Source organism: Pseudomonas sp. SID14000, from assembly GCF_002165135.1.
Classification (GTDB): domain Bacteria; phylum Pseudomonadota; class Gammaproteobacteria; order Pseudomonadales; family Pseudomonadaceae; genus Aquipseudomonas.
Genome location: NZ_NFZQ01000012.1, coordinates 25,158 through 42,957, shown reverse-complemented (window position 1 = coordinate 42,957; position 17,800 = coordinate 25,158). Strand labels below are relative to the sequence as shown.

The window sequence follows — 17,800 nt, the reverse complement described above, 5'->3', positions numbered from 1 at the left end:
AAAAAGTGCGGCAAACTCTAACAATGGCAGGGATTTTGGGCAAGGAGCCAATATGTTAAATTGGCTGTTTTTCCGAGCACGCCAGCAGAATTTCGCGGCCGTTAGACCGCCAGAAAGCTGACATGTTCCTCACTCCGGAGCCAAATTCCGGTCTTTGTTTCCCCTGGAGATCCCCATGGCGCTTGAACGCTGCGACGTGGAAAAGATCGCCCATCTGGCCCGTCTGGGCCTGAATGATGGCGAACTGCCACGCATTACCGACGCACTGAACAGCATTCTCGGGCTGGTCGACCAGATGCAAGCGGTCGACACTACTGGCATCGAGCCACTGGCCCACCCCCTGGAGGCCAGCCAGCGCCTGCGTCCCGACCAGGTCACCGAGAGCAACCAGCGCGACGCCTACCAGGCCATCGCGCCGTCGACCGAAAGCGGTCTGTACCTGGTTCCCAAAGTCATCGAGTAAGGGATAGAGCCTGTCATGCATCAATTGACCCTGGCCGAGATCGCCCGCGGACTCGCCGACAAGTCGTTTTCCTCCGAAGAGCTGACCGGCGCCCTGCTGGCGCGCATCAAGCAGCTCGACCCGCAGATCAACAGCTTCATCAGCGTCACCGAAGAGCTGGCCCTGGGCCAGGCGCGTGCCGCCGACGCCCGTCGCGCCGCTGGCGAAACCGGCGCGCTGCTGGGTGCCCCGATCGCCCACAAGGACCTGTTCTGCACCAACGGCGTACGCACCAGCTGCGGCTCGAAGATGCTCGACAACTTCAAGGCGCCGTATGACGCCACCGTGGTTGCCAAGCTGGCCGAAGCCGGCATGGTTACCCTGGGCAAGACCAACATGGACGAGTTCGCCATGGGTTCGGCCAACGAATCCAGCTACTACGGCGCGGTGAAGAACCCTTGGAACCTCGAGCACGTCCCGGGCGGCTCGTCGGGCGGTTCGGCCGCGGCGGTGGCTGCGCGCCTGCTGCCAGCTACCACCGGCACCGACACCGGCGGCTCGATCCGCCAACCGGCGGCACTGACCAACCTCACCGGCCTCAAGCCGACCTACGGTCGCGTGTCGCGCTGGGGCATGATCGCCTACGCCTCCAGCCTCGACCAGGGTGGCCCGCTGGCCCGTACCGCCGAAGACTGCGCCCTGCTGCTGCAAGGCATGGCCGGTTTCGACGCCAAGGATTCCACCAGCATCGAAGAGCCGGTGCCGGACTACAGCGCCAACCTCAATGCTTCGCTGCAGGGCCTGCGCATCGGCCTGCCGAAAGAGTACTTCGGTGCCGGCCTGGACCCACGCATCGCCGACCTGGTCCAGGCCAGCGTCAAGGAGCTGGAAAAGCTCGGCGCGGTAGTCAGGGAAATCAGCCTGCCGAACATGCAGCACGCCATCCCGGCCTACTACGTGATCGCCCCCGCTGAAGCCTCGTCCAACCTGTCGCGTTTCGACGGCGTGCGCTTCGGCTACCGCTGCGAGAACCCGCGAGACCTCACCGACCTGTACAAGCGTTCCCGTGGCGAAGGCTTCGGCGTCGAGGTGCAGCGCCGCATCATGGTCGGCACCTACGCCCTGTCGGCCGGCTACTACGACGCCTACTACGTGAAGGCGCAGCAGATCCGCCGCCTGATCAAGAACGACTTCATGGCCGCCTTCAACGACGTCGACCTGATCCTCGGCCCGACCACGCCAAACCCGGCCTGGAAACTCGGCGCCAAGAGCAGCGACCCGGTCGCCGCCTACCTGGAAGACGTCTACACCATCACCGCCAACCTGGCGGGCCTGCCGGGCCTGTCGATGCCAGCCGGCTTCGTCGACGGCCTGCCGGTCGGCGTGCAACTGCTGGCGCCATACTTCCAGGAAGGCCGCCTGCTCAACGTCGCGCACCGCTACCAGCAAGTGACCGACTGGCACACCCGCGCCCCCAACGGCTTCTGAGGAATTCACACATGCAATGGGAAGTTGTGATCGGGCTGGAAATCCACACTCAGCTCGCCACCCAGTCGAAGATCTTCTCCGGCAGCGCCACCACCTTCGGCTCCGAGCCGAACACCCAGGCCAGCCTGGTTGACCTGGGCATGCCCGGCGTACTGCCGGTACTGAACCAGGAAGCCGTGCGCATGGCGTGCATGTTCGGCCTGGCCATCGATGCCGAGATCGGCAAGCGCAACGTATTCGCGCGCAAGAACTACTTCTACCCGGACCTGCCCAAGGGCTACCAGATCAGCCAGATGGACCTGCCGATCGTCGGCAAGGGCCACCTGGACATCGCCCTGGAAGACGGCACCATCAAGCGCATAGGGGTAACCCGCGCGCACTTGGAAGAAGACGCCGGCAAGAGCCTGCACGAAGACTTCAGCGGCTCCACCGGCATCGACCTGAACCGTGCAGGCACCCCGCTGCTGGAAATCGTCTCCGAGCCTGACATGCGCAGCGCCAAGGAAGCGGTGGCCTACGTCAAGGCGATCCACGCGCTGGTACGTTACCTGGGCATCTGCGACGGCAACATGGCCGAGGGCTCGCTGCGTTGCGACTGCAACGTGTCGATCCGCCCGAAAGGCCAGACCGAGTTCGGTACCCGCTGCGAAATCAAGAACGTCAACTCGTTCCGCTTCATCGAGCGCGCGATCAACAGCGAGATCCAGCGCCAGATCGACCTGATCGAGGACGGCGGCAAGGTGGTACAGGAAACCCGCCTGTACGACCCGAACAAGGACGAGACTCGCTCCATGCGCAGCAAGGAGGAAGCCAACGACTACCGTTACTTCCCCGATCCGGACCTGCTGCCAGTGGTGATCGAGGACAGCTTCCTCGAATCCGTCCGCGCCGGCTTGCCGGAGCTGCCGACACAGAAAGTCGAGCGTTTCCAGAGCCAGTACGGCCTGTCGGCCTACGATGCCAACGTGCTGGCGTCCAGCCGCGAACAGGCGGACTACTTCGAGGAAGTAGTGAAGATCGGTGGCGACGCCAAGCTGGCAGCCAACTGGGTCATGGTCGAGCTGGGCAGCCTGCTGAACAAGCTGGGCATCGAGATCGACCAGGCGCCGGTCAGCGCCGCGCAACTGGGCGGCATGCTGCTGCGTATTCGCGACAATACCATCAGCGGCAAGATCGCCAAGACCGTGTTCGAGGCCATGGCCGCCGGTGAAGGCGATGCCGACAGCATCATTGAAAGCAAAGGCCTGAAGCAGGTCACCGATACCGGTGCGATCGACAAGATGCTCGACGAAGTGCTGGCAGCCAACGCCGAGCAGGTCGAACAGTACCGCGCAGCCGACGAGGCCAAGCGTGGCAAGATGTTCGGCTTCTTCGTCGGCCAGGCGATGAAAGCCTCCAAAGGCAAGGCCAACCCGGGGCAAGTGAACCAATTGCTCAAGGCCAAGCTCGAAGGGTGATTGTTTTATCCCTGTAGTCCTGCGAGGGCTTCGCCCTCGTTCGCGGTTAAAGCCGCTCCCACAGGTACAGCGCTGCTCTCGACAGTGGCGATATACCTGTGGGAGCGGCTTTAGCCGCGAATGGGCCATATCGGAGCATCTGAATTGCTAAAGCGATCCCTGAGCACCCTCGCCCTCTTTTCCCTGCTGGCCGGCTGCGCCAGCCAGGACGTCGACGTCGACCCCGACGGCTACGACAAGACCGGCACCGCCTCCTATTACGGCGCTCGCCACCACGGCAAACGCACCGCCAGTGGCGAACCATTCAACCAGCACAGCCTGACCGCCGCCCACCGCAGCCTGCCCTTTGGTACCCGGGTACGGGTGACCAACCTGGCCAACCAGCGCAGCGTCGTGGTGCGCATCAATGACCGTGGCCCACACACCCGCGGCCGCCTGATTGATCTATCACGTGCCGCCGCAGAAAAAATCGGCATGATCCGTAGCGGAACCGCGCGTGTGCGAGTACAAGGTCTTAGCGACTGACGCGACAGGAGTCCGACCATTTTCGACCTGGCCACCCTTCCCACCTTCAGCCTCCTGCAACTGGGCATCGCCCTGCTGTTGCTGATCGGCGGAGCTGAACTGCTGGTGCGCGCAGCCCTGCGCCTGGCCCAGCGCCTGCACGTACGTCCACTGATCATCGGCCTGAGCCTGGTGGCCTTCGGCAGCACTGCACCACAAATGACCGTGAGCCTGCAGGCCGCCTACCAGGGCGCCCCGGATGTGGCGGTGGGCAGCGTGATCGGCAGCAATATCTTCAACGTACTGGTCATTCTCGGCCTGGCCGCACTGATCATCCCGCTGCGCGTGTCGCGGCAGCTGGTGCGCCTGGACATTCCACTGATGATCGTCGCCAGCGGCCTGGTCTACGCGTTATCCGCCAATGGCGACCTGGGCCGGGTCGAAGGGGTATTGCTGCTGCTCGGCCTGTTCGGCTACCTGGCGATACTCTGGCACCAGTCGCGCCACTACGCACGCACCTACCCCGCCCCGGCCACCGTCACAAGCAGCACCGGGCGTTTCTGGTCGGGCACGCTGCTACAGGTGCTCGCTGGCCTGGGCCTGCTGAGCCTGGCGGGTCACTTGTTGCTGGAAGCTGCCGTGGAAGTGGCCATCGACCTGGGCCTGTCCGAGCGCATCATCGGGCTGACTGTCGTTGCCATCTGCACTTCCCTGCCGGAACTGGCCGCTGCGCTGATCGCCGCCCTGCGCGGTGAACGGGAAATCGCCGTGGGCACAGTGATCGGCAGCAACCTGTTCAACCTGCTGGCAGTGCTGGGCCTGACCGCGCTGGTCACGCCCGAGCCACTGTCGATCTCGCCCAACGCCCTGGCCTTCGACCTGCCGGTGATGCTCGGCGTTGCCGCGCTGAGCCTGCCGGTGTTCTATTCCGGCTACCGCATCACCCGCGCCGAAGGCCTGGTGTTCCTCTGCCTGTACCTGGCCTATGGGCTGCACGTGGCGGCGTTTACCATGGGCATGCCACTGGCCGGCCGCCTGGAGCGGCTGATGCTGTTCTACGTACTGCCGGTGCTCGCCATGGTGTTGCTGTACACCACCGCGCGAGCCTGGCGGCGGCAGCATTAAGGAGATGTGGGGCTGCTCATGTCTTTAGCTTTGCATCGCCGGTGAGATCGAGCGCCGCCCGCGCGGCGCTTCGCGGGGCAAGCCCGCTCCCACATTTGTTGCAACGTGGCCATGCCTGTGAAAGAGGCGTTGTCAGCCTTGGTGCATGTCTTCAGACAGGTGGGGCTGCGGATGTGTCCACCTCGAAATAGAGTCGAGCCAACAAGGGGGGCAACCATGGCCTGACAGGTTCGGCACGTTGCAACAAATGTGGGAGCGGGCTTGCCCCGCGAAGCGCCGCGCGGGCGGCGCTCGATCTCACCGGCGCTGAAGATCTAACGGCGAACCTGGCGAGCCTTCTTCATCTTGAAGGCCACCCATAGCACCAGGATCCACCCCGGGATCAGCATTACCGAGATGCGAATCGGCGGGGTCAGGTACATCACCACCAGGATCAGCACGATGAACGCCAGGCACAGGTAGTTGGTGACCGGGTGCCCCCAGCTCTTGTAGAACGGGGTAATCCCGGCCGCCAGCTTGGCCTTGCGGAACTTCAGGTGGGTAATGCTGATGCTCGCCCAGTTGATCACCAGCGCCGACACCGCCAGGGCCATCAGCAAACCAAAGGCTTCACCCGGCATCAGGTAGTTGATCAGCACACACAGCCCGGTGGCGAAGGCCGACACGCCCAGCGCGGTCAGCGGCACACCGCTACGGCTTACCTTCAGCAACTGCCGCGGCGCGTCACCTTGGCTGGCCAGGCCGAAAAGCATGCGGCTGTTGGCGTACACGCAGCTGTTGTACACCGACAGCGCAGCCGTCAGCACCACGATATTGAGGATGGTCGCCACCAGGTCGCTGTCCAGTTCGTGGAAGATCATCACGAACGGGCTACCGCCCTGAACCACCTTCTGCCACGGGTACAGCGACAGCAGCACCGCCAGGGCGCCGATGTAGAAGATCAGAATGCGGTACACCACCTGGTTGGTGGCCTTGGGAATGCTCTGGCGCGGGTTGTCGGCCTCGGCGGCGGTGATGCCCACCAGTTCCAGGCCTCCGAACGAGAACATGATCACTGCCAGCGCCATCACCAGGCCGGTGACACCGTTGGGGAAGAAGCCGCCGTACTGCCAGAGGTTGGCCACGCTGGCATCCGGGCCGCCGTTGCCGCTGGTCAGCAGCCAGGCGCCGAAGCCGATCATGCTGACAATGGCCACCACCTTGACCAGGGCGAACCAGAACTCCATTTCGCCGTAGACTTTCACCTGAGTCAGGTTGATCAGGTTGATCACCACGAAGAAGATCGCCGCCGTGGCCCAGGTGGGAAAACCGGGCCACCAGTACTGTACATAGATGCCCACCGCCGTCAGCTCGGCCATGCCGACCAGCACGTACACCACCCAGTAGTTCCAGCCCGAGACGAAGCCGGCGAACTCGCTCCAGTACTGGTGGGCGAAGTGGCTGAAGCTGCCGGCCACCGGCTCCTCCACCACCATTTCGCCGAGCTGGCGCATGATCAGGAAGGCCATAAGGCCGGCAATGGCATAGCCCAGCAGCACGGAGGGGCCGGCCAGCTGGATGGTCTGGGCTATACCCAGGAACAGGCCGGTACCGATGGCCCCGCCCAGCGCGATCAGCTGGATATGGCGATTCTTCAGCCCGCGCTGTAACCGCTCGGGCGTGCTCTGGTCTTGCATGAATTGTCCTTTAGCTCAGTGAGGCTGTGTTTTTTGTGTTGTTTGCAGTCAAGGATCTAGATCCATCCGCCCCACTGCAAGATGAAAATACCAATGTTGGTGGTGATCGCCGCCATTAGCGTGGTAATCACGATGATCGACGCCGCCAGCTCATGGTTGCCGTTGGCCGCCCGTGCCATGACGTAGCTGGCCGCTGCGGTCGGGCTACCGATGTACAGAAACAGGATGCCCAGCTCGGCCCCACGGAAGCCGCATAGCCAGGCGCCGAGGGTGCCGAACAGCGGTAGCCAGACCACCTTCACCAGGCTGGCGTCGATGGCCAGCCTGCCGCTGTCGCGCAGCGCCGCCAGCGACAGCGTGCCACCGATGCAGATCAGCGCCAGCGGCAGGGTCATCTGCGCCAGATAATCGCCCGAGGTCAGCAGCCAGTTCGGCAGCGGCACCTGGCCGTAGGCCATGGGCGTGGCCACCAGCACACTGATGATCAGCGGGTTGCTGAAAATGCTCTTGCAGATGCTCCACGGGTCGGACTTCTGGTCCGGGCTGTACACCGCCAGCACTACTGCCGACAGCGAGTTGTACATGAGGATGACCAGGCCGGCGAGCACCGCCCCCAGGGAAATACCGTAGTCGCCGTACAGGCTGGCGGCCAGGGCCAGGCCGATCACGCCGTTGTTGCCGCGGAACGCGCCCTGGGTATAGATGCCTCGGTCTGCCTGCGGACTGCGCCAGATGGCCAGGCCCCAGGCAATGGCGAAGCCGACCAGGGTGGCGACGATGAAATAGAGGAGGACGCCCGGTTTGACCGCAGTGGCCAGGTCGGCATGATAGATACCGAGGAACAGCAGCGCCGGCATGCACACGTTGAACACCAGCTGCGAGGCGACGCGGTTGAAATTGTCGTCGATCAGGCGGATGCGTTTGAGCAGCATGCCCATGAACAGCATGGCGAAGACCGGTGCCGTGATGTTCAGCGTCTGGATAAGAAGGGCGAGCATGCGCAAGCGATCCTGGAGGGGTTGCCGTCAGGCGGCTAATGATACGCCAACGGCCGGGACTTGCGGGGATCGCGGGGTGATAAAGAGAAGTTTCTGTCAGTTACGGCCCTTCGCGGGTAAACCCGCTCCCACAGGTACTGCACAGGTCTTGAGGCTGTGAAATGCCTGTGAGAGCACAGGTACTGCACAGGCCTTGAAGCTTGTGCCTGTGGGAGCACAGGTACTGCACAGGCCTTGAAGCTTGTGCCTGTGGGAGCACAGGTACTGCACAAGTCTTGAGGCTTGTGAAATACCTGTGGGAGCGGGTTTACCCGCGAAGAGGCCGGTACTGTCAGTACTGAATCAGCGCCGGACCGGGCGCTTCTGCAGCTTGCGCTGCAAGGTCCGGCGGTGCATGCCCAGCGCCCGCGCGGTGGCCGAGATATTGCCCTCGTGCTCGTTCAGCACGCGCTGGATGTGTTCCCACTGCAGACGGTCTACCGACATCGGGTTTTCCGGCACCAGGGTATCCAGGTCGGTGTGCTCCGACAGCAGCGCCGCCAACACGTCATCGGCATCGGCCGGCTTGCACAGGTAATTGCAGGCACCGCGCTTGACCGCCTCCACCGCGGTGGCAATGCTCGAGTAACCGGTCAGGATCACCACGCGCATTTCCGGGTCCAGCTCCAGCAGCTTGGGCAGCAGCACCAGCCCGGAGTCGCCATCCATCTTCAGGTCCAGCGTGGCGTAGTCCGGCAGGTCCTGCTGGGCCAGGATCAATCCTTCCTCGGCAGAGCTGGCGGTGCTCACGCGGAAACCGCGGCGGCTCATGGCACGGGCCATGACCCGGGTAAAGGTGGCATCGTCATCCACCAGCAGCAGGTGCGGCAGCTCTTCACTTTCGACCTGGTTTTCTTCGCTCATCATTCATCTCCTCGCTTGCCATAGGGCAGGCGCAGTTCGGTCAGGGTGCCACCCTGTTCATGACTATAGAGTTTCACCGAACCGCCCGCACGGGTCACGCTGGCCTTGCTCAAGAACAGGCCCAGGCCGAAACCTTTGCCCTTGGTGGTAATGAAGGGTTTGCCGATGGCTTCGGCGATGGCCGGCGGCACGCCGGGGCCATGGTCGCGGATGCTGATGACGATGTCATGGGTATCCCAGTCCAGGCGTACTTCAAGGTCATCGGGGCAGGCATCGGCGGCATTGTTCAACAGGTTGAGCAGCGCCTGGGTCAGATCCGGCGGCGGCGTCAGGCGCGGCACCTGGCCGTCACGCAGGCGCTGGAAGCGGTAGCTGGCTTCCGGGCGCATCAGGTGCCAGCGGTTCAGCGCCTCGTCCAGCCAGGCGGTCACGTCCTGCTCCACCACGGCCAGGCGGCGGTTGGCTTCTGCGGCGCGTACCAGCTGTTGCAGGGTTTCCTTGCACAGCTTCACCTGGTCCTGGAGGATCTGCAGGTCTTCCTGCAGCAGCGGGTCGGCGTGGTCCTGACGCATTTCGTTCAGCAGCACGCTCATGGTCGCCAACGGTGTACCCAGCTCATGGGCGGCACCGGCGGCCTGAGTGGCCACGGCCAGCAGTTGCTCATCGCGCAGGCTCTCTTCACGCCGCTCGGAACGCAGCTGCTCCTGGCGGCGCAGCTCTTCGGCCATGCGTGCGGCAAAGAAGGTAATCACTGCAGCGGCCAAGGCAATACTCAGCCACATGCCGTACACCTGCATCTTGTCCCGCGCCATCGGCAGGCCTTCGAGCGGGTAGAACTGCACCAGCAGCAGGCTGTAGGCGGTCAGGGCAATGCCGGAAAGGATCAGCGAATACAGCCACGGCAAGGTAACTGCGGCAATCGCCAGCGGCACCAGATAATACGACACGAACGGGTTGGTCGAGCCGCCGGAGTAATACAGCAAGGCACTGTGGATCAGCAGGTCGCAGGCCAGTTGCAGGGCATACTCCAGTTCGGTGACTGGCAACGACAAACGCAGGCGCAGGGCCGTGAAGGCACACAGCAGCGAAGACAAGGCCAGGGTGCCGGCCAGTGACAGCCAGGGCAAGGGCAGCAGTTCGGTCCAGTAGGCGACGCCCACGGAGCCGGCCTGGGCAGCCAGGACCAGGACCCGAATGATGGTCAGGCGCCAGAGATTCTGACGGGTAGCGGACAGCGGTTGTACGGCGGCGAGCATGAGCTCTCCTGATGAGTGCTCCAGAAAATCGGCTGGAGTATACCGAAGCCGGGCGCCTCGCTGCAGCGATGCGGCAAAGCGCCACACTTTGTCACAGGTTGATGATGGCACTTTTGAACCCACTACACTGTTGCCGGTCTGATGGGCCATGCGTGAAATGGAAGACCAGAACCCACGCCTTATATTGACAAGGAGTACCACATGCAAATCCCACTTCGCGGCGCCGCCCTGATCCTGTCCTGCGGCCTTCTCGCCAGCCTGCCGGCGCTGGCTGCCGATGAACCGCGTTACAACCAGGTCTCGCTGCGTGCCGAAGTCAGCAAGGAAGTGGCGCGTGACCTGATGGTCGTGACCCTGTATAGCGAAGCGCAGAACACCGACCCGGGCAAGCTCGCCAAGCAGATCACCGAAACCATGAACAAGGCCGTACAGCAGTCGCGCCAGATCAAGGACGTGAAGATCAGCCAAGGTAGCCGCAACAGCTACCCGGTGTATGACAGCAAGGGCCAGAAGATCACCGGATGGCGCGAGCGCGCCGAACTGCGCCTGGAAAGCGCCAACTTCCCGGCCCTGTCGCAGTTGACCGCCGACCTGCTGCAAGAGCTGAAAATGGGTGGCATGGACTTCTCCATCGCCCCGGCCACGCGCAAGGCCAGCGAGGATGCGTTGCTCAAGGATGCGGTGGATGCCTTCAAGGCCCGTGCGCAACTGGCCACCGAGGCACTGGGCGGCAAGGGCTACAAAGTGGTCAGCCTGAACCTCAACAGCAGCGGTTACCCACGCCCGTACCTGCGCAGTGCGCCGATGGCGATGAAAGCCATGGGGGCTGATGAGTCGGCACCGGCGCCGGATATCGAGGCCGGGACCAGTGAAGTGAGCATGAATGCCGATGGCCTGATTGAAGTGCAGATGCCTTAACAGATCCACGAAATACCTGTGGCAGCGGGCGAGCCCGCTCCCACAGGGATCGCGTCAAATTCAGGGTTTCAGACCTTTCCTACGCACTAAAAAGGTGCCTCCTACAACTCCCCCCGCCCAGCAACATCCCGCAAAAAGCCATTATTTTGCCTTCGCAAACGTTTAACTTCGCCGAAAGTTATATCAATGCGACATCCGTGTACGTCCGTACCACTTTTCTGGCGCCAATCATCCGTCCCCATATTGCATTGGGAACGCCCCCTGCATAAGTATCCGCAGGTCGGCTCACGAGGCCACCTCAATCGAAAAATGACAACAATGAGGCCATCATGCTCAAACACGCAGTCATTCCGTTCCTTCTAGGTGCAGGCTTGCTGACCGGCGCACCGTCGGCCCTTGCCGCGTCCAACCTGGTGTTCTGCTCCGAAGGCAGCCCGGCCGGCTTCGACCCGGGGCAATACACCACGGGGACTGACTTTGACGCCTCGGCCGAGACCGTGTTCAACCGCCTGACCCAGTTTGAACGTGGCGGCACTGCAGTCATCCCGGGTTTGGCGACCAAATGGGAAGTATCGGATGACGGCAAGACCTACACCTTCCACCTGCGTGAAGGGGTCAAGTTCCACACCACCGACTACTTCAAGCCCACCCGCACCTTCAACGCCGACGATGTGCTCTTCACCTTCAACCGCATGCTCGACAAGAACCACCCGTTCCGCCAGGCCTACCCCACCGAGTTCCCGTACTTCACCGACATGGGCATGGACAAGAACATCGCCAGGCTGGAGAAGCTCGACGAGCACACGGTGAAGTTCACCCTCAACGAAGTCGACGCCGCATTCATCCAGAACCTGGCCATGAGCTTCGCCTCGATCCAGTCCGCCGAATACGCCGACCAGTTGCTCAAGGACGGCAAGGCCGCCGACATCAACCAGAAGCCGATCGGCACCGGCCCGTTCGTGTTCAGCAAGTACCAGAAAGACGCGCAGATCCGCTTCAAGGGCAACAAGGACTACTGGCAACCCGATGACGTGAAGATCGACAACCTGATCTTCGCCATTACCACCGACGCCTCGGTGCGCATGCAGAAGCTGAAGAAGAACGAGTGCCAGGTCACCCTGTTCCCGCGTCCGGCCGATATCGAGCCGCTAAAGGCCGACAAGAACCTGCAGATGCCGCAGCAGGCCGGCTTCAACCTCGGCTACATCGCCTACAACGTGATGGACAAGGTCAAGGGCAGCAACGAAGCCAACCCGCTGGCCCAGCTGAAAGTCCGCGAGGCGCTGGACATGGCCGTGGACAAGAAAAAGATCATCGAATCGGTCTACCAGGGCGCCGGCCAGCTGGCGGTCAACGCCATGCCACCGACCCAGTGGTCCTATGACGACAGCATCAAGGACGCGCCATTCGACCCTGAGAAAGCCAAGCAACTGCTCAAGGAAGCCGGCATCAAGGAAGGCACCGAAATCACCCTGTGGGCGATGCCCGTGCAGCGCCCGTACAACCCCAATGCCAAGCTGATGGCCGAGATGCTGCAATCCGACTGGGCCAAGGTCGGCATCAAGGCGAAGATCGTCAGTTATGAATGGGGCGAGTACATCAAGCGCTCCAAAGGCGGCGAGCAAGGCGCCATGCTGATCGGCTGGAGCGGTGACAACGGTGACCCGGACAACTGGCTGGGTACCCTGTATGGCTGCGATGCCATGAACGGCAACAACTTCTCCAAGTGGTGCTACAAGCCCTACGACGACCTGATCAAGCAGGCCAAGGCGACTTCCGACCAGGCCAAGCGCACCGAGCTGTACCAGAAGGCACAGCACATCCTCAAGGAGCAGGTGCCGATCACCCCGATCGCGCACTCCACCGTGTACCAGCCCATGAGCGCCAAGGTGAAGGACTACAAGATCAGCCCATTCGGCCTGAACTCCTTCTACGGCGTCAGCGTGGACAAATAGCCTAGCTACGGCACCCGCTGAGCGGCGGGTGCCCGCCAACCTTGCCACCTCTTCATGTCGTCCCGCCGCTACCCGCAGCGGGGTCGGCGAACTGTTGCCGCCATTCGTACCCCGAGGCGGCGCAAACAGACGTAAAAGGACTTGCCATGCGCCACACCACCCGCCTTTCCGCCCTGCTGGCCCTGGGCCTGATCAGCCAGTCGCCGGCCCTGCTGGCCAACAACCTGGTGTTCTGCTCCGAAGGCAGCCCCGCCGGCTTCGACACCGCCCAGTACACCAGCGCCACCGACAACGACGCCGCCGAACCGATCTACAACCGCCTGGTCGAGTTCGAGCGCGGCGGCACCGCCGTGCACCCTGCCCTGGCGACCCGCTGGGAGGTGTCCGACGATGGCCTGCGCTACACCTTCCACCTGCGCGAAGGGGTGAAGTTCCACAGCAACAAGGCCTTTACGCCGAGCCGCGACTTCAACGCCGACGATGTGCTATTCACCTTCAACCGCATGCTCGACAAGAACCACCCGTTCCGCCAGGCCTACCCGACCGAGTTCCCCTATTTCATCAGCATGGGCCTGGACAAGAACATCGCCCGTGTCGAGAAAGCCGATCCACTGACCGTGATCTTTACCCTGAACAAGGTCGATGCCGCGTTCATCCAGAACCTGGCCATGAGCTTCGCTTCCATCCTCTCTGCCGAATACGCCGAACAGCTGATGGCCAGCGGGCGCCCCAGCGACATCAACCAGCAACCGATCGGCACCGGGCCGTTCGTGTTCCAGCGTTATCAAAAGGATTCGCAGATCCGCTACAAGGGCAACAAGGCCTATTGGGCACCGCAGGACGTGAAGATCGACAACCTGGTGTTCTCGATCAACATCGACCCTTCGGTGCGCATCCAGAAGCTGCGCCGCAACGAGTGCCAGGTCACCCTGCACCCACGCCCCGCCGACCTGCCGGCGCTCAAGGCCGACAGCAAGCTGCAGGTGCTGCAGCAGCCGGGCTTCAACCTCGGCTACATCGCCTACAACACCCAACACCCACCGTTCGACCGCCTGGAAGTGCGCCAGGCGATGGACATGGCGGTGAACAAGCAGGCGATCATCCAGGCCGTGTACCAGGACTCCGGCCAGTTGGCAGTCAACGCCATGCCGCCGACCCAGTGGTCCTATGACGACAGCCTCAAGGACGCGCCCTTCGACCCGGAAAAGGCCAAGCAGCTACTGCAGCAGGCCGGGGTCAAGCCGGGCACCGAGATCACCCTGTGGGCCATGCCGGTGCAGCGCCCGTACAACCCTAACGCCAAGCTGATGGCGGAAATGCTCCAGGCCGACTGGAGCAAGCTCGGCTTCAAGGTGCGCATTGTCAGCTACGAATGGGGCGAGTACCTCAAACGCATGAAAAGCGGCGAGCACGATATAGCCCTGATCGGCTGGACCGGGGACAACGGCGACCCGGACAACTGGTTGGGCACCCTCTACAGCTGCGATGCCATCGGCAGCAACAACTACTCGCTGTGGTGCGACCCGCAGTACGACAGCCTGGTCAAGCAGGCCAAGCAGGTCACCGACCGTGCGCAGCGCACCGCCCTGTACCAGCAGGCCCAGCAACGGCTCAAGCAGCAGGTGCCGATTACCCCGGTGGCGCATTCCACGGTCAACCAACCGCTCAGCGTCAAGGTTTCCGAATTCAAGGTCAGCCCGTTCGGGCGCAATGATTTTTCCGGTGTGAGTGTTGATTAAGCGTTAGCCGGTACCGGCCTCTTCGCGGGTAAACCCGCTCCCACAGGGATATCCACAAGCCAGGGGTCTGCGCCGACCTCTGTGGGAGCGGGTTTACCCGCGAAAGGGCCGGCACAGCCAACACCACTCCCCGATTCAGCCCGGCGACCCCGGGCAACCCTGGCAACACCGCAGCAATCACCCGGCCCAAAAGGCCGGCCATAACTAGAAAAGAAAGGGAGCTTTAACCTTGAGAGTATTCACCTTGACCGCACTGGCCTTATCCATCAGTGCCTTATCCACCGTGGCGCAGGCCGACCCGCAAAGCCAGGACTACGTCCCCGTCACCCTCAAAGGCAGCAGCGAGCAGGAACAGGCCAGCGGCTTCGTCGACGGCCAGAGCCTGTCCGGCAGCACCCGCAACTGGTACGCACGCGAACGCGCCGCACGCGCCCCGCTGTGGAAGTACTACAAGAGCGACGGCACCCGCCATCCCACCCACAGCCGCGAGAACTGGGTGCAGGGTACCATCCTCAACTACAGCTCTGGCTTCACCCAGGGCACCGTCGGTTTCGCCGTCGAAGCCGCTGGTTACAACGCCATCGCCCTGCAGCAGAGCCGCGAAGCCGTCGCCGGCCCCAACAACCGTACCCTGACCCACAGCGACGGCGACCCGATCGGCCAGTGGAGCAAGATGGGCCTGGCCAACGTCAAGGCGCGCGTCTCCAACACCACCCTCACCGTCGGCCGCCAGTCGGTGGACACACCGATGATCGCCTACATCGGCAACCGCGCCTTGCCCTCGAGCTTCCAGGGCGCGTTCCTGCACAGCGCCGAATTCGACAACCTGAGCTTCGACCTGGGTACCTTCGACCGCGTCTCGCCACGTACCGAACAGAGCCTCAGCAAGTTCCGCAGCGAGTACAGTGCCACCGGCGTGGAAACCGACCGCGCCAGCACCGCCGGTATCAACTACCAGCCGTTCAAAAGCCTGAGCACCAGCCTCTACGCCACCAAGGTCGACGACTTCTGGAACCAGTACTACTTCGGCGCCAACCACGTGCTCGGCGACAGCGCTGTGCTCAGCCTGAACACCGGCCTGAACTACTACAAGACTGTCGACGCCGGCAGCAAGAAGATGGGCGAGATCGACAACGACACCTACAGCCTGTCGCTCGGCCTGACCCACCAGGCCCACACCCTCAGCGCCTCGTGGCAGCAGGTCAACGGCAACGAGTACTTCGACTACCTGCACGAAACCAACGGCATTTACCTGGCCAACTCGCTGCTGTCGGACTTCAACGGCCCCAACGAGAAATCGCTGCAGATTTCCTACGTGCTGAACATGGCGCCCTACGGCGTACCGGGCCTGAAGTTCAACCTGTACAACGCCCGCGGCTGGGGCATCGACGGTACCCATTACCGCGGCACCGCCTACGACGTGAACGGCCTGGATGGCGAAACCCACTACGAGTGGGGCATCGGCACCAGCTACGCGGTGCAGAGCGGGCCACTGAAAGACACCAGCATCCGCGCTACCTATACCGCCCACCGCGCCAGCAAGGCACAGGGCGATGGCAGCCTGGACGAGTTCCGGGTGGTCACCACCATTCCGTTCAACATTCTCTGACCGTCGGCACCACGGCCCGCTTCGTTGCGGGCCGTGGCGGCTACGCTGGAATCAATGCAAGCAGGGAGTTTCCAACCCATGCAGAAAGCTTTCATGAAATCGCTGCCGCTGCGCCTTGCCCTGGCAGCGCTGGTCCTGGGCAGCGCCACGCAACTGGCGGCCAAACCGCTGGTGGTGTGCACCGAAGCCAGCCCTGAAGGGTTCGACATCGTCCAGTACACCACTGCGGTTACCGCCGATGCCTCGGCCGAGACGGTGTTCAACCGCCTGGTCGACTTCAAGCCCGGTACCACCGAAATCCAGCCGGCTCTGGCCGAGCGCTGGGACATTTCAGCCGACGGCCTGACCTACACCTTCCACCTGCGCCAAGGGGTGAAGTTCCACACTACCGACTACTTCACGCCCACCCGCGACTTCAACGCCGATGACGTGTTGTGGAGCCTCAATCGCCAGCTCGACCCGAACCATCCGTGGCATGACAAGACCAGTGTCGGCTACCCGTACTTCGAGAGCATGGGGTTCAAGGAGCTGCTCAAGTCGGTCAGCAAGGCCGACGAGCACACCGTGGTGATTACCCTCACCCGACCGGAAGCGCCGTTCCTGCGCGACATGGCCATGGGCTTCACCTCGATCTACTCCGCCGAGTACGGCGACCAGTTGCTCAAGGCCGGCAAGGCTGCCGAGTTGAACAGCAAGCCAATCGGCACCGGCCCGTTCATCTTCCAGCGTTACAACAAGGATGCCCAGGTTCGCTTCAAGCCCAACCCGGACTATTTCCGCGGCAAGCCGCCTGCCGATGCGCTGGTCTTCGCCATCGCTACCGACAGCAACGTGCGCCTGCAGAAACTGCGCGCCAACGAGTGCCAGGTGGCGCTCTATCCCAAGCCCGATGATGTGCCGTCGATCAAGCAAGACCCGAAACTCAAGGTCGAGGAGATCGAGGCCTTGGTCACCGGTTACATCTCGATGAACACCGAACACAAATACCTGAGCGACGTTCGCGTGCGCAAAGCCATCAACATGGCCTTCGACCGCCAGACCCATGTCGACCAGTTGTTCGGCAAAGGCAACGCGCTGGTCGGCGTGAACCCGTACCCGCCGACCATGATCGGCTACAACAATGAGAACAAAAACCCGCCCCGCGACCTAGCCAAGGCGCGCGATCTGCTCAAGCAGGCGGGCGTGCCCGAAGGTACGGTAATCACCCTGTTCACGCGCAACGGCGGCGGCCCGACCAACCCCAACCCGCGCCTGTCCGCCGAGATGCTGCAGGCTGACCTCAAACAGATCGGCCTCAAGCTGGACATCCGTGTAATGGAGTGGGCCGAGATGCTGCGCCGGGCCAAGAAGGGCGAGGCCGACCTGGTGTCCACTGGCTGGGCCGGCGACAACGGCGACCCGGACAACTTCCTCAGCCCGCTGCTCAGTTGCGATGCCGCCAAAAGCGGCGAGAACTATGCGCGCTGGTGCAACCCTAAGTTCCAGGAGTTGATCAGCCGCGCCCGCGAAGTGATCGACAACGACGAGCGTGCAAGGCTCTATAACGAGGCATTGAAAGTGTACGATGACGACCAACCCTGGATCAGCATGGCCCATCCAAAGATGTTCACCGCCATGCGTGACAACGTGGAGGGCTACGTGATCAACCCTCTGACCAACAACAACTTCGCCACCACCAAGGTGAAGTAGAACAACAACGACCGCCGGCAACCCACACGGGAACCGGCGGC

General features: G+C 62.7%; 14 protein-coding genes. 10 read left to right on the top strand and 4 right to left on the bottom strand.

The annotated features are described in order from the left end of the window. Positions 1–175 precede the first annotated feature (175 nt). The 5 genes from gatC to CAY82_RS18600 all read left to right on the top strand — a co-directional run bounded on the left by gatC (position 176) and on the right by CAY82_RS18600 (position 5,016). Entirely contained in the window at positions 176–463 is a 288-nt protein-coding gene (gatC, locus tag CAY82_RS18620) for an Asp-tRNA(Asn)/Glu-tRNA(Gln) amidotransferase subunit GatC (RefSeq protein ID WP_003255165.1), read from the top strand. 15 nt (positions 464–478) lie between these two features. Then, positions 479–1,930 carry an Asp-tRNA(Asn)/Glu-tRNA(Gln) amidotransferase subunit GatA gene (gene gatA / locus CAY82_RS18615; RefSeq protein ID WP_087502533.1) on the top strand — a complete coding sequence of 484 codons (1,452 nt, stop codon included), beginning with the start codon at positions 479–481 and terminating at the stop codon, positions 1,928–1,930. Positions 1,931–1,941: 11 nt separating this feature from the next. Next, positions 1,942–3,387 (top strand): Asp-tRNA(Asn)/Glu-tRNA(Gln) amidotransferase subunit GatB, encoded by a 1,446-nt coding sequence (gene gatB / locus CAY82_RS18610; protein ID WP_087502532.1) that lies wholly within the window; start codon positions 1,942–1,944, stop codon positions 3,385–3,387. Positions 3,388–3,531: 144 nt separating this feature from the next. Further along, complete coding sequence (locus tag CAY82_RS18605) at positions 3,532–3,912, top strand: septal ring lytic transglycosylase RlpA family protein (RefSeq protein ID WP_170931104.1); 381 nt, start codon at positions 3,532–3,534, stop codon at positions 3,910–3,912. A 60-nt stretch (positions 3,913–3,972) separates the two neighbouring features. After that, entirely contained in the window at positions 3,973–5,016 is a 1,044-nt protein-coding gene (locus tag CAY82_RS18600; protein ID WP_087502530.1) for a calcium/sodium antiporter, read from the top strand. A gap of 314 nt (positions 5,017–5,330) precedes the next feature. Here CAY82_RS18600 and CAY82_RS18595 read toward each other — a convergent pair whose 3' ends face one another. The 4 genes from CAY82_RS18595 to CAY82_RS18580 form a co-directional block, all read right to left on the bottom strand. After that, positions 5,331–6,692, bottom strand: a complete 1,362-nt coding sequence (locus CAY82_RS18595; protein WP_087502529.1) for an amino acid permease — start codon at positions 6,690–6,692, stop codon at positions 5,331–5,333. A gap of 56 nt (positions 6,693–6,748) precedes the next feature. Continuing rightward, positions 6,749–7,690 carry an AEC family transporter gene (locus CAY82_RS18590; RefSeq protein ID WP_087502528.1) on the bottom strand — a complete coding sequence of 314 codons (942 nt, stop codon included), beginning with the start codon at positions 7,688–7,690 and terminating at the stop codon, positions 6,749–6,751. A 342-nt stretch (positions 7,691–8,032) separates the two neighbouring features. Next, entirely contained in the window at positions 8,033–8,593 is a 561-nt protein-coding gene (locus CAY82_RS18585) for a response regulator transcription factor (protein ID WP_003255244.1), read from the bottom strand. Then, positions 8,593–9,849, bottom strand: coding sequence for an ATP-binding protein (locus CAY82_RS18580; RefSeq protein WP_087502527.1), 1,257 nt, complete (start codon positions 9,847–9,849; stop codon positions 8,593–8,595). The genes CAY82_RS18585 and CAY82_RS18580 overlap by 1 nt, the downstream gene beginning before the upstream one ends. Positions 9,850–10,050: 201 nt before the next feature. On the opposite strand from CAY82_RS18580, the gene CAY82_RS18575 reads away from it, so the two are divergent. The 5 genes from CAY82_RS18575 to CAY82_RS18555 all read left to right on the top strand — a co-directional run bounded on the left by CAY82_RS18575 (position 10,051) and on the right by CAY82_RS18555 (position 17,759). Beyond that, entirely contained in the window at positions 10,051–10,767 is a 717-nt protein-coding gene (locus CAY82_RS18575) for an SIMPL domain-containing protein (RefSeq protein WP_087502526.1), read from the top strand. A gap of 329 nt (positions 10,768–11,096) precedes the next feature. Beyond that, a complete protein-coding gene (locus CAY82_RS18570; protein ID WP_087502525.1) occupies positions 11,097–12,722 on the top strand; it encodes an ABC transporter substrate-binding protein in 1,626 nt (541 codons plus the stop codon). Between the two features lie 146 nt (positions 12,723–12,868). Beyond that, positions 12,869–14,461, top strand: a complete 1,593-nt coding sequence (locus tag CAY82_RS18565; RefSeq protein WP_087502524.1) for an ABC transporter substrate-binding protein — start codon at positions 12,869–12,871, stop codon at positions 14,459–14,461. Between the two features lie 229 nt (positions 14,462–14,690). Further along, entirely contained in the window at positions 14,691–16,070 is a 1,380-nt protein-coding gene (locus CAY82_RS18560) for an OprD family porin (RefSeq protein WP_087502523.1), read from the top strand. 78 nt (positions 16,071–16,148) lie between these two features. Further along, positions 16,149–17,759, top strand: a complete 1,611-nt coding sequence (locus CAY82_RS18555; protein ID WP_170931103.1) for an ABC transporter substrate-binding protein — start codon at positions 16,149–16,151, stop codon at positions 17,757–17,759. Positions 17,760–17,800: the final 41 nt, after the last annotated feature.